General features: G+C 47.6%; 9 protein-coding genes. 4 read left to right on the forward strand and 5 right to left on the reverse strand.

The genetic code is table 11. The features are described from left to right. Positions 1-5 precede the first annotated feature (5 nt). Positions 6-446, forward strand: a complete 441-nt coding sequence (locus ABW391_RS16100; protein ID WP_353482918.1) for a DsrE family protein — start codon at positions 6-8, stop codon at positions 444-446. A 42-nt stretch (positions 447-488) separates the two neighbouring features. Here ABW391_RS16100 and ABW391_RS16105 read toward each other — a convergent pair whose 3' ends face one another. From ABW391_RS16105 to ABW391_RS16115, 3 genes are read right to left on the reverse strand one after another with little or no spacing between them, the layout of a single operon-like run. Next, complete coding sequence (locus tag ABW391_RS16105) at positions 489-2,021, reverse strand: sulfatase (RefSeq protein ID WP_353482919.1); 1,533 nt, start codon at positions 2,019-2,021, stop codon at positions 489-491. Positions 2,022-2,030: 9 nt separating this feature from the next. Beyond that, positions 2,031-5,105 (reverse strand): exo-alpha-sialidase, encoded by a 3,075-nt coding sequence (locus tag ABW391_RS16110; RefSeq protein ID WP_353482920.1) that lies wholly within the window; start codon positions 5,103-5,105, stop codon positions 2,031-2,033. Next, positions 5,102-6,895: an SGNH/GDSL hydrolase family protein gene (locus tag ABW391_RS16115; RefSeq protein WP_353482921.1), complete on the reverse strand. Its 1,794-nt coding sequence runs from the start codon at positions 6,893-6,895 to the stop codon at positions 5,102-5,104. The genes ABW391_RS16110 and ABW391_RS16115 overlap by 4 nt, the downstream gene beginning before the upstream one ends. Before the next feature lie 87 nt (positions 6,896-6,982). On the opposite strand from ABW391_RS16115, the gene ABW391_RS16120 reads away from it, so the two are divergent. After that, positions 6,983-7,528 (forward strand): DinB family protein, encoded by a 546-nt coding sequence (locus ABW391_RS16120; protein WP_353482922.1) that lies wholly within the window; start codon positions 6,983-6,985, stop codon positions 7,526-7,528. A 50-nt stretch (positions 7,529-7,578) separates the two neighbouring features. On the opposite strand, the gene ABW391_RS16125 is transcribed toward ABW391_RS16120, so the two are convergent. Both ABW391_RS16125 and ABW391_RS16130 read right to left on the reverse strand, forming a co-directional pair. After that, positions 7,579-8,187, reverse strand: a complete 609-nt coding sequence (locus tag ABW391_RS16125) for a Uma2 family endonuclease (RefSeq protein WP_353482923.1) — start codon at positions 8,185-8,187, stop codon at positions 7,579-7,581. Between the two features lie 61 nt (positions 8,188-8,248). Next, on the reverse strand, positions 8,249-9,235 hold the full coding sequence (locus tag ABW391_RS16130; protein ID WP_353482924.1) for an aldo/keto reductase: 987 nt from the start codon (positions 9,233-9,235) through the stop codon (positions 8,249-8,251). 102 nt (positions 9,236-9,337) lie between these two features. On the opposite strand from ABW391_RS16130, the gene ABW391_RS16135 reads away from it, so the two are divergent. Together ABW391_RS16135 and ABW391_RS16140 are read left to right on the forward strand one after the other, a co-directional pair. Further along, entirely contained in the window at positions 9,338-11,623 is a 2,286-nt protein-coding gene (locus ABW391_RS16135) for a glycosyl hydrolase family 95 catalytic domain-containing protein (RefSeq protein ID WP_353482925.1), read from the forward strand. Positions 11,624-11,966: 343 nt separating this feature from the next. After that, the coding region (locus ABW391_RS16140; protein WP_353482926.1) for a RecQ family ATP-dependent DNA helicase at positions 11,967-12,889 on the forward strand (923 nt) is incomplete at its 3' end.

The following is a 12,889-nucleotide window of genomic DNA, read 5'->3' on the forward strand; positions in this document are numbered from 1 at the left end:
TTAAAATGAAAATCCTATTAACCTTAATGTCTATTTTAAGTTTGTTCAGTGCAGTTGCCCAGTCATCTACAGGCATTACTCCGAAATTGAAGTTTTTGGTACACATTACCCATGGCCCAGAAGACTCTACCCGCGTAGCTTTGGGTTTTCTAGTGGCAAGAACCGCTTTAGCCGAAGGCCATTCCGTGTGCCTATTTTTAGCAGGTGATGCTGTGAAACTTATCCGCGATGAAAACTTAAATAAGGTAACTGGGCTCGGAACGGGTAGCTTACGCGAACATTTTGATGCCATTGTGAAGGGTGGAGGTAAATTTTACCTTTCAGGCATGTCTAGCAAAGCCAGAGGAGTCACTGAAGCAGACTTGGTCAAGAAATCCGCCGAATTTGCTATGCCAAATGTGCTGATTCGTTTGGCAACAGAAAGTGACCGCATGTTTACCTATTAGTGGTTCGGTTCACTCATCAAAAAACACAATGCTCCATTTGGATCATCGGGCGCGCATTTTTATTAAATCATCAGGATAAGGGACATTGCGTTGTGTTGCGATCTCTTTGGGCATTTCGGCCCGGCCTTTTTTCAAAGCGCGCCCCAGTTCCTTAACCAGTTTTAAAGCAACGGGATGCTGCGCGCTAAACAGATTTTGCGTTTCACCCAAGTCGGCCTCCGTATTGTACAATTCAAAACGTTGGTCTGTGTGAAAATAAATCAACTTCCAATGTCCTTGCCGAATGACACTGTACAATTCCAGCGCGGGTCCTTTTGGGCCCCAAATGTGTGGATAATGCCAATATAAAAAACGCTTGTTCGTGTTGCTTTTTTGTTGGATCAAGGGAAAAATGTCTTGGCCATCTATTTTTTGCACAAGCTTGGGCTTTTGGATGCCCGCCATTGTCAATACGGTTGGAAAGATGTCTTCAATGATGATGTTCTGAGCATTGGTGGAACCTGGTTGCACCATTCCCGGCCATTTCAGAACAAAGGGGATGCGTACCCCACCTTCATAGGCTGAACCCTTTCCACTGCGTAGCGGGGTGTTGTGTTCGTGCCGGATTCCACCACGCACACTTGCACTCAAGCCTCCATTGTCAGATAAAAAGATGATGATGCTGTTTTTGGCCAATTGGGTTTGTTCCAAGTAAGTCATCACATCGCCGAGACTTTTGTCCATCCCTTCCACGAGGGAAGCATATTTGGCTTCGGTTGAATCCATCCCCCTTGCGTAATATTTTTGTACAAACCGCGGATCAGCCATGATCGGGGCATGAACGGCATAATGCGCAAAATGCAAAAAGAAAGGCTGTCTTGCTTCTTTGGCTTTGTCCATGGCGGCAATGGCTTCTTTCGTCAAAACATCACTTAAAAAAACGTCCTGACCCCAATATTTTTCCAACCCGGGAACACCCCAAATCGAGTCACGCCCCCGCTTGTTGCCAAAATTGGCGAGGCCATAATAGCTCTGTGGAGCTCCTGCGGCATGTCCGGCAACGTTCACATCAAACCCCAGATTCAACGGATTACTGCCAGGTGTACCTGCAGCACCCAAATGGGCCTTGCCGACATGGATGGTATAATAATTGTGTTGCTTCAAAACCGTGGCGAGAGAAGTGGCATAAACCGCATTTTCTACCCCAGGTACTGGACTTAAACCATTCATATTCCATTTTGGTGGCGTCAATGTTGCTGATTTCCCATCGGTACTTTGGTTTTTCCACAAGGTCCAATTGGTCACTTTGTGCTTGATGGCATTCATACCCGTCATCAAACTTACCCGAGAAGGGGAACAAACTGGTGCAGCATACGCATGGGTGAATTTCACACCTTGGGCTGCCAATTTTTCGAGGTTGGGCGTATGGTAAAGGTCATTCCATTTGGTTCTTTCAGTATGAAAAGGAAGAGAACAGTCTTGCCAGCCCATATCGTCGATGAGAAAGACAATGATATTGGGCTGCTGCGGACTATTCTGACCCAAACCAAGCACCGATAAAAATAGGCAGAGACAAAGCGAAATTTGGATTTTCATACTTGACAATTATTCGTTCAACAAAAAATGCACTATCCGACAGGCATTTCCACTACTCTTCGGGTTCTTTTCAGCACTGATTTTCAGGCTTAAAGTATGCGCCCCCGGTTTCAAATCCGTTCCCAACAACAAATACCAGGGCAAATGCAATTGCCCGCTCCATTGGGTGTACAAGTCCAGCGTTTTGGAAAGGCCACCATCGATTGAATACGTGACCATGCCAGCATCGGCGCCGGAAACCAGGGAAATGCCCACTGCCGTCCCTTTAAAACTCAGCGAAAAAGCACCCCCCGGGGTGTTGGCCATCAATATGGGCACATGCACAAAACCCTCGCGGGTAGGGAGTCCGTCACTTGGAGTCCAATCTGGGTCAATGGTCCAATGCTTATCCCGTTTGGCATTTTCGATGGGGTGATATTTGCCTTTGTCAAAACTGGCGCGGTTCAATGGATTGGGGTAAAAGGTGGTTTCCGTCCAAACGCCTGGATCGTTGAAGCAATCCGTTAGCAAGGTTTTGATGGCCGAAAAATACAGCTCCTGCCCAAAAGGAGAAGGGTGTAAATCTTTAAAATCGTAGGCCCAACTGAACTCTTGGTTCCACATTTTATCCGCCACTGCTCTTGCCAAATTGATGAAGGGCAATTGATAATGGCTGGCGATCAATTCATGGTTGTGTACTTCAACAGGCGTTCGTTCAAAGGAATAATCTTGCGTTTTGTCTGGATCGGCAAAGGCCATCAGCACGATGTCCATCAGAGGGTTGCTCAAGCGGGCATGCCGAACAATGCCTTCCAGTGCGCGCACCTGAGTGAGGCTGTCGGTACCGTTGGCACGGTCATTCACTGCCGCTTCAACAAACAAAAGGTCAACTTTCCCTTTGTCCAAAACATCCCTTTGCAAGCGGAAGGAATGCGGCAAGCTGCCCAAAGAAGGAATGCCCGCAGCAATAAAGGTAAATTCCGTGTGCGGGAAGCGTTCTTTGAGGTAAGCACAAGTTTTGTCCCTCCAACCTTTGTTGTAGGTGATGGATCCCCCCAGAAAAGCTACCGTAGCCTTCCTTTGTGTCAAAATGACCCGGTGGATGTTTTGTAAACCATTGTGAATTTGTATAAAATCGCGGTTGGGCAATGGCTTTTTGACTGGGAAGCTATGTTTATAGATGAAATCCGCCCATTCTGCTGCTTTGTTGATCGGAAAATGGTGGCCTTCCAAAGTTTGCGGCCCATCGGTAACCGGATAAATGGTGGCGGGGCCTCCCAAGGCTGTGTATTTTTGCGTCAGCAAATAAGTGTTTTCATCCGAAGGAACAATCTTGTCCTGGTTGCTGATCACGTGCAGAATGGGTACTTTGAAAGTGGCCAGCCCTTCCAAGTTGTCAATCGGATTGTCTTTAAAAGCCAGTGCTTCTGCTTCATTGAATCTGAATACTTCCTGAAACTGCGTCCAGCTTTTGGGGTCTCCCGGGCCTTTGCCTTTGCCTCCAGGCCAGCTTTTGATGTCACACACGGGTGCTTCATTGTAGATGCAGCTCACTTTGTCTGGATTGCGTTTTGCCCAGGCATACACATACAAACCGCCACGGCTGACACCTTCCAGTGCAACTTTGGGTGCAAACTTCATGGAATCCACCAAATGATTGTAGACCTGATCCCAGGCTTGCATGGCTGCCGGACTGCCATATTGGTCATCTACGTGCACAAAGACGAGATGAAAACCTTTGACCAACAACAAACTGTCCATTTCAGTATGCCAATCAGGGAAAGAAGCCCGCCATATCCAGGGATTTCCGGGTAGCGCCTGTTTGGGTTTGACACAGTAGGCTCGGTGCTGACCTACCTGCAAATTGATGCGTTCAAAGCCTTTCCACAGATCGGAATGGGTGCTGTTGACGGTTTGAAAAAGGGATTCGGGTTTGACCTGCGCATAAACGATTTTGCTGTAATTGTCCTTTTCGTATAGTATGCCAATGTTTTGATCTTGTTGAATGACCAAATCCGCGTAAGCTGAACTCGTTGGGCAGATCACGTTCCCCAATCGCCAGGTTTTGCCTTCATCAGCGCTGACTTTGAGGCTCAGGTTTTCACGTTTGCTTTGATGATCCAAATTTGCAAACAGTAGCCATTTTTGTCCCGTTTTGCTGGTGTAATTGAGCATACTTCCTTCACAAACGGGATCTGCCAATTGTTGTTCCACGTAGATCGAATCCCATTTCGCGCCAGCACTTGTACTTGTGGCCATGATGCGGTATTTGGCGTCGCCGGATTGGTTGCGGCAGTTGAGCAGGATGCCTCCATTGCTCGATTCAGCAGCGGTGCTTTCGTTGCTGCCAGGATAGGTAATATTGGGGGTGATTTTCCAGGTTTTGCCATGGTCATCCGAATAGAACCCATGCGCAAAATAATCCTTCCCCTGTGCCAATGCAGCACCTTCTGAATGGTTGGCAGCAACGAAAATGCGGCCACGGTAGTTTCCTTTGCTGAGTTGAAGTGCATGCCCGGGCGTATTGGCGTAATGCCGCCAATCATCCTTAAAGTTGTATGCCGGATTGATTTGGGGGAAATTGGGTTTGGATACGAAGCGGGTAATGTTGACAGGTGTTGACCAGGTTTGGCCTCCATCCAGACTGGTTTTGTACCACACTTCCCGCATGGCTTTGCCGTTTCTGACCTCTGCTTCAGAACCCGTTCCGGTATTGTAAAACAAAAATAGGCGGCCTTGAGGATACCGTTTGTCGCTCAAGTCAAAAACCGGGGCAGGATTGCCGGCCTGGTTGTTGCCGTATTCTGCCACAATTGCGAGTTTGCTCCAGGTTTGGCCATTGTCGGCGCTGCGTTTGAGTACAATGCGAACATCGCCGTGATCGCTGCAACTGAGCCTACGGGCTTCGCAAAAAGCGAGCAAGTCGCCATCGGGTGCCTTGACAATGGCGGGAATGCGGTAGCAGAGGTAGCCATCGTCGCCATTTTGGTATACGGAGATTTCTGATGTTGGCTGCGAATTGGAAACAAATTGAGCGAATGAATTCGTCGGTATGATTGAACTTGCCAAGCAACAAGCCAGAATCATCATCGTGCAGTGCTTCATTTTTTGGGAGGGTTTAAGGTATTCACCAATGCTTTGCCTAAAAGTTGATAGCCTTCGGCATTGGGATGCAAACCATCAGAAAAAAGCTTTTCGTCAATTTTGCCCGTGGGCAACAAGAGTTTGGTGCCAATGTCTGCATAGGTTAAGCGATTGGCTTTAGCCACTATTTGGATGCCTTTGTTCAATTGGACGATGCGCGCTTCCTTATCCCGACGGGGATAAAGCCCCAGTAGATAAATTTTGGCACGGGGCTGTCGGATTTTGATCGCATCTACCAGGAATTTCAAGCCACTGATGATTTCCAAATCGGTATTGAGGTGCAGGTTGTTGGTACCAATGTTGATGACAATTTTTTCGGGACTGAAGCCTTCCAGTTCATCGTGGTACACGCGCCAAAGTACGTTTTCGATCCGATCCCAACCAAAACCCAGGTTGCGCATTTGCAGGGGTTCCAGGTATTGCGCCCAGGAATCGGCACCACAAATGCGGTCGTTGAGTGGCTTGCCGCCCCAGTTGTGGGTGATGGAATTGCCCATAAACAGGATTTTGCCAGGTTCGCTGACATTCAGGGCTTTGATGGCATTGTGGCGCTCTTCCCAATTGTAGCTTCCGGGTTCGCGGCTTTGGCGCACCGGGATTCTGGTCGTCGTTTTTCCGATGGGCTCTTGCAGGATTTCCCGCAGTTTCTTTTCATAAGCTTCGGCCTGGCGCATCATCCCATAATCGTTGGGGTGTGTACCATCTACAGTAGCATCCAGATCAAAACCGATTTCGGCAAAGGTAAGGGTATAAAGTCCGGGTACTTTTTCGGCATTGAGTTGTGAAAGAGCCGCTTGCAAGGCCTGATTGGCTTCCTGGTAATAAGTCTGACGGGCGGGCACCATAAAACCTTCCGAATAGCCAGCGTGCTCGCAGAGCAAGATAGGGGTTATCGGGTGCACTGCACGAATGCTTTTAACCGCATCATAAACCCGTTTTTGGTTGTCCTCTTTGCTGAATCGCTCGGTGGTAAGGTTGGGCAGGCAGTCCAGGATGTACACTTTGGCTTCGATTTCGTTGATGAGACTGATGAGTTCGGGTTCCAGCCGACCGTTTCCTGAGAAACCTAGGTTGATCACGGGTCGGTCCAACCTGCGGGACAAAATGTTCGTCCAAGCCATGCCGGGTCGGGATGCACAAGCGCCCTGAGCGATGGAAGTGCCGTATACCACGATTGGTTTTTCGTTCATTTTGGGGAGTGGCCTAAATGCACTCCCTGTAGTTGTTCCAATTTCCAGTCCAGTTAGTCCCTTGTAAAGCGGCATGTACAAGCGGTATTCTCTGCCCAATTTGTGGTAGCCATCAGAAGGACTAAGCTTGTCAAAATTGTACTCCACGGTATCTTTGAAACTGTATTTGCCTGCACAAAAGTGCCAGTTTCCATCGCTGTCAATGGCGTATAAATCCACCCCACTCATCCCTGTAGAAGGCATATGTGGCATAGAAGGGCTGCCTGCGATTTTATAACGAACCTTGATTTGGGGAGCATTGCTGAAAAAGCGAATAAACAAGCCAGCTGGTTGTTTGGAAAGGTTCCAGACCGGAGGTCTTACGAGGCTTTGCGCACGAGGCGGCAAACGCTGAAGGGAGTCTTTCATTTCGCCAGACCATGCCTGGCCGTCAATCACTGGAAAGGTGGCATCAGAGAGCTTCCACCATGTTAATTCAGCAGCAGTTTGGCCATACATGGCCTTCACACTCAACAATAGCAGACTGCACAGCAGCCAGGAAAAAATGCGGTGGTTTTTCATTTCGTTTATAGTGGATGATAAATGCTTGGTAAATTTACAATAAAGCGGCATTCTAGCTATCTTTGGGTGGATCAATAAATGCATCACATGACTGAAATAACCCAACTCCTGGCTGAAGTACAAACTGCAAGGCAAGCCTTTATTGCTGAAGTTTCCGGCCTAACTTATGAGCAAGCCAACTTCAAACCAGACGTCGAAACATGGAATGTTGTAGAAAACGTTGAACACATTGTTCGCGCGGAACAATCAGGGATCAGCGGCCTGTGGAAAGCATTTGACGCGCTGCGTCGCAACGATCCAGTATGGTCAGGAGACCCCATACATCAGGGTTTGTCGGCAGATGAAGTAATTGCCCGTACCTGGCAACCTAAAGAGATTGTGCCGCCAATTGCCGCGCCACAATGGGGTGGTTCGCTCAATTTCTGGTTGGCCCTGCTCAAAGCACAAGGTTTTATGCTGGCAGATTTTGCCACTGAGCTGGAAGGGTTTGACCTGGAATCTCTGGTGTATCCGCACCCTATTTCCGGTCCCATGGACGCCCGGCAGCGGTTCGATTTTTTAAAGGTGCATATGCAGCGGCACCAAAAGCAGATTCAGAAATTGAAGGATGAAGCAGGTTTCCCGAAGGGTTGAGAACTTGCCTTGTACAACGGTATACTATTGTTTATCAATATTATCAGAACTTATTTTTGAGCAAAAACCCATTTTAGATCAATTTCCAAATCTGGAAAAACAGCAGATCGAAGGATGTCTTCAGAGATAACGGGGGCCAGACCAATGAATTGGCCATTGTCATTGAGAACATACACCCGAACTTCTTGATCCAGTGGGTAAACCAACCAATATTCTCGCACGCCCGCTTCTTCGTATACCTGGTATTTCTCGCGCATTTCCCTTTTGCTGTTGCCTGGAGAAAGTATTTCTAGAATTAGATCTGGTACGCCATTGCAACCTTGTTCATCAATTTTTTGTGGATCGCAAACCACACAAAGATCAGGTTGTACCACCGTGGTAGTTTGCCCTTTTTTGATACTGACCGGCAAGCGTACGTCGAATGGAGCGTCAAATACTTGGCAGGTTTTATCCAAGAAAAAACTGTAAAGTTTAAAATGCAATGCACCTGAGATGCGCTGATGAAGTGTATTCGGAGCAGGACTCATCGGAAACAAGCGCCCACGAATCAGTTCTACCCGTTCCTGAAACTGCCAGCTGAGGTAATCGGCATAAGTATACAACCCATTGGGGTCGAGTTGGGAAAGGCTGGTGATGGGTTCAACGCTCGGTACAGTCATGTACAATGATTTGTGGGTAAAGTTAACAATTTTGCAAGGGTTTCACAAGTGTGCAAAGCCCCTAATTCTTATCCACATACTTCAAATTATCCGCATTATAGCGCGGACCTACGTTCGGGTATCTTTTCAGCAATTCTTCCAACAAAGTCAAATCCGCTGCGGAAAGCGCTACATCCACCGCACCTGCATTGTCCAACAAATAGCTTCGGCGTTTGGTGCCCGGGATCGGAATGATGCTCTCACCTTGTGCCAACACCCAAGCTATGGCCAATTGTGCAGGAGTGCAACCTTTTTCAGCAGCTATTTGGGCAAAACCAGCAGCCAGATTTTGGTTGTTTTCGGCGTATTCCTGTTGGTAGCGGGGTAAGTTTTTGCGAAAATCTTGCGCACCTAAAGCACTTACATCCAGAGTGTTCGTCATCAAGCCCCGGGCAAGCGGACTAAAAGGCACCAGTGAAATATTGAGTTCTTGACATAAGGGTAAAATCTCTGTTTCAACATCCCTGGTTAGCAAGGAATACTCACTTTGCAAGGCAGCGATTGGGTGTACCTTGTGGGCGCGACCAATGGAGTTGGCCGACGCTTCAGACAACCCAAGATACCGCACTTTGCCCTCTTTGACCAATTCCGACATGGCGCCTACCATTTCTTCCACAGGCACATTGGGGTCAATACGGTGGGCATAATACAAGTCAATCACCTCAGTTTGGAGGCGTTTCAGGCTTTCTTCAACGGCAATTCGCATGCGCGCTGGCGAGGCATCGAAACCACCAAACTTGCCGTTCTCGTAAGGTTTGAACCCAAACTTAGTAGCGATAAAAATTTTGTCGCGGTTCGGTTTCAGCACTTTGGAAACCAATGCTTCATTTTGGCCATTGGCATAGATATCGGCAGTATCCCAAAAATTGATACCGATTTCAATGGCTTTTTCGAGGGTTGCGATCGATTCCACATCGTTGGCTTCGCCGTAACCGTGATTCATTCCCATACAGCCCAGCCCAATGGCGGACAGTTGGATCGAAGTATTGCCTAAAGTGCGGTATTTCATAGTGCAAAGTTCATTAAAGTACAACAACTAAACTATCCAATTGCTATCTTGGTTTGATCAAGTCATTGATAGAATCCGTTTCCTAAGTGCAAGACCTTATTTATGAAAACATTAGCCCTGAAATTTGCAACTACAATTGTTCTTTTGGCATCATTTTGTACCTGTATCGGAGCACAACCTCAACCCGAACACCACCTCCAATTTCAAACCATGCCTACCCAATGGTACGAAGGTCTTCCCCTAGGCAACGGTTGGCTGGGGGTATTGCTTTGGCAAAAAGATAAACACATTCGCATGAGTATGGATCGGGTTGACCTTTGGGACGACCGTCCTATGCCCGAAATTGACAAATTGCGTTTTGATTGGGTAAAAGAACAGGTCCTCAAAAACCAATACGATACCGTACAAGCCATTGGGGATGAACCTTATGAAAAATATGCCGCACCGACCAAAATTCCGGGGGCAGCGCTGGAATTTGATTGCCAGGCTTTTGGTTCCGTAAAATCGGCCAGACTGGACATTGGCCAGGCCCTCGCTACAGTAGAATTCAGCAATGGGGTACGGCTGAACAGCTATGTACACGCCAGTGAGCAAATCGGTTTTTTTGGTTTTGAAAACCTGAAAGATCCCAGTTTTATTCCAGAACTGTTGATTCCCAATTACAATACGGGCACTTCAGGAAAAACGGGCAACAGTGTAGAAGGCCAAAGCCTGGAGCGCCTGGGATACGCCAAAGGTAAGATTGACAAAACCCCCAATTCCATCCGTTACCACCAGCCAACCTGGAACGGGCATTTCTATGAAGTGCTGGTGCAATGGCAACAAACTGGAGACAATCTCATCGGTCAGTGGACCATCAGCGTAGATCAAGTTGCAAAAATGCCCAGATTGAATAAAAAAGCTGTTGAACCAACCCGTTGGCCAAGTCATCAGGCCTGGTGGAAACAATATTGGAGCAAGTCAAGCGTGCATTTGCCCGACACTTTGCTTGAAAAACAGTACTACCTCGAAATGTACAAGTTTGGTTGTGTGGCCCGCAGCAATACCCCTCCAATTTCTCTGCAAGCCATCTGGACTGCCGACAATGGCAACCTGCCTCCCTGGAAAGGCGATTACCACCACGACCTCAATACCCAACTGAGCTACTGGCCGGGTTATACCGGAAACCACCTGGATTTGACCGCCTCATATACCAATTGGCTGTGGAAAACTATGGCAGAAAACAAACGCTGGACAAAGGCTTACTTTGGCACCGACGGACTCAATGTACCTGGCGTAAATACCATCAGCGGCAAGCCGATGGGTGGATGGATTCAATACTCAATGAGCCCCACGACTAGCGCCTGGGTGGCACAGCACTTTTACTGGCAATGGAAGTACAGCATGAATTCGGTGTTTTTGAAACAAAAAGCTCGGCCTTACCTCCTGGATGTCGCCCATCACCTGGATCAAATCACGCACACCGAAAATGGCCAGCGCAAACTTCCCTTGAGTTCCAGTCCAGAGGTTTTTGACAACAGCGTCAAAGCCTGGTTTTTGGATTTCAGCAACCATGATCTGGCCTTGGTCAAAAATGCCCTCGCCATGACCACGCAGGTGCTCAAACCCAGCGAGGCTTTGTATTGGAAGAAAATCCAGGAAGATTTACCTGCTTTTGCCCAGACTCAAAATAGCTTGAGCATTGCGCCAGGTTTCTCCTTTGAACATTCTCATCGCCACCACGCCCATTTAATGTCGATTTATCCACTCAAGGTGCTCAACTTTTCCCGAGAAACCGATCGGGTGTTGATGAACAGTTCTCTCGATCAGCTCGAAAAAGCCGGAACCCGCGAGTGGTGTGGTTATTCCTTCGCCTGGGCAGCCTGCCTGCAAGCCCAGGCCAAACGCGCCGACCAAGCGTTGGAGATGCTGCAAATTTTTGCCCGCAATTTTTGTTCCATCAACAGTTTTCACGTGAATGGAGACCAGAAAGGGGGGCAATATTCCAATTTCACCTATCATCCATTTACCCTGGAGGGCAATTTTGCTTTCGCTCAAGGGGTACACGAGTTGTTGTTACAGAGTCATGATGGAATGGTAGAGGTTTTTCCTTCACTGCCAAGCACCTGGAGGGATGTTTCCTTTCAAAATCTACGTACCGAAGGCGCTTTTTTAATTTCAGCGGAGATGAAACATGGAGTAGTAAAAAAGGTGGAAGTGGTAACCAAAAAACGAGGCACAATCTACTTGAGGCTACCTGAAGGCAGATGGACAATACCGGATGGATGGATAATTCCGTATGGAAACAATCCCAATGAATACCGTATTAAACTATCCCGCAATGAAAAATTTGAATTGATTAACCTCAACCTATCGGATTATGAGCTTCGTAAAAAATGGTACAACTAAAATCTTCCAACTATGACCTTCACAATCATTTTGGTCATTCTGGTTAGTCTGCTGCTGATCAAATCGAAATGAGGGCTAAATTGGTTATGACTCCTTACACCCCATGTTTATGGGGTTTCAGATTTGAAAATTACAGCATACCTTACCCCAGATTTTATTGTAAGACATATCCTCTAGTAAAGAATTTTAGCCTCCAAAGAGCCCTCACATCCTGCCCGGAAACGTCGAGGGCTCTAGTCTTTTTTCTTCTGCCCTGAGTAGATTAACACCCATTGAATTTGCAAACCTCCGTTGTGGTACATATGTTTGTGAGGAATGTTCATTCTCTTACAAGCGTTGTCGCATGAATTTAGAAAAAGCAAAACAAGCCCTCAAGCGTTATTTTGGTTATGATCAATTTAGGCCATTGCAGTCCGACATTATCCAGGCTGTTTTTGCTGGACAGGATGCCTTGGTATTGATGCCAACAGGGGGAGGCAAGTCAGTTTGCTTCCAGATTCCGGCCGTAACCTTACCCGGTACTTGCATAGTTGTATCGCCCTTGATTTCGTTGATGAAAGACCAGGTGGAAGGTTTGCGCGCCAACGGTATTCAGGCAGCCTTCCTCAACAGCGCGATCGATTCCCGCACCCAACTCCAGGTGGAAGAAGCTTTTTATTCTGGGGCACTTAATCTCTTGTACGTTTCGCCAGAAAAACTCGTTTCGGGCAATTTCATTTCCATCCTGAAACGGGGCAAGATCAACCTTTTTGCCATCGATGAGGCGCATTGCATTTCCGCCTGGGGCCACGATTTTCGGCCTGAATACACCCAAATGGGCATGCTCAAGCAGCATTTTCCTAATATACCCATTATTGCATTGACGGCAACGGCGGATAAACTCACCCGCAAGGACATCGTCGATCAATTGCGCCTCAAAGAACCCGCCATTTTCATCGCATCTTTTGATCGCCCCAATTTGAGTCTGGAAGTGCGTCCGGGGCAACAACGCCTGGGTCAAATTCAGGAGTTTATCAAAAAGCACCCCAAGCAAGCGGGGATCATTTATTGCCTGAGCCGCAAAACAGCTGAAGACGTTGCCGCCAAATTGCTGCAACAAGGACTGAAAGCCGAAGCTTACCACGCGGGACTATCCCCCGATAAGCGTTCCAAAATTCAGGACAATTTCATCAACGACAACGTGCAGGTCATTTGTGCAACCGTTGCGTTTGGGATGGGCATCGATAAATCCAATGTGCGCTGGGTGATCCATTACAACCTGCCCAA

This window comes from Haliscomenobacter sp., from assembly GCF_040403615.1.
Taxonomy (GTDB): Bacteria; Bacteroidota; Bacteroidia; order Chitinophagales; family Saprospiraceae; genus Haliscomenobacter.

Excerpts from the sequence above, each read along its gene's own strand:
- ABW391_RS16100 (WP_353482918.1), top strand. The coding sequence starts at position 6 with ATGAAAATCCTATTAACCTTAATGTCTATTTTAAGTTTGTTCAGTGCA.
- ABW391_RS16115 (WP_353482921.1), bottom strand. The coding sequence starts at position 6,895 with ATGAAAAACCACCGCATTTTTTCCTGGCTGCTGTGCAGTCTGCTATTG.
- ABW391_RS16125 (WP_353482923.1), bottom strand. The coding sequence starts at position 8,187 with ATGACTGTACCGAGCGTTGAACCCATCACCAGCCTTTCCCAACTCGAC.
- ABW391_RS16120 (WP_353482922.1), top strand. The coding sequence starts at position 6,983 with ATGACTGAAATAACCCAACTCCTGGCTGAAGTACAAACTGCAAGGCAA.
- ABW391_RS16110 (WP_353482920.1), bottom strand. The coding sequence starts at position 5,105 with ATGAAGCACTGCACGATGATGATTCTGGCTTGTTGCTTGGCAAGTTCA.
- ABW391_RS16135 (WP_353482925.1), top strand. The coding sequence starts at position 9,338 with ATGAAAACATTAGCCCTGAAATTTGCAACTACAATTGTTCTTTTGGCA.
- ABW391_RS16130 (WP_353482924.1), bottom strand. The coding sequence starts at position 9,235 with ATGAAATACCGCACTTTAGGCAATACTTCGATCCAACTGTCCGCCATT.
- ABW391_RS16105 (WP_353482919.1), bottom strand. The coding sequence starts at position 2,021 with ATGAAAATCCAAATTTCGCTTTGTCTCTGCCTATTTTTATCGGTGCTT.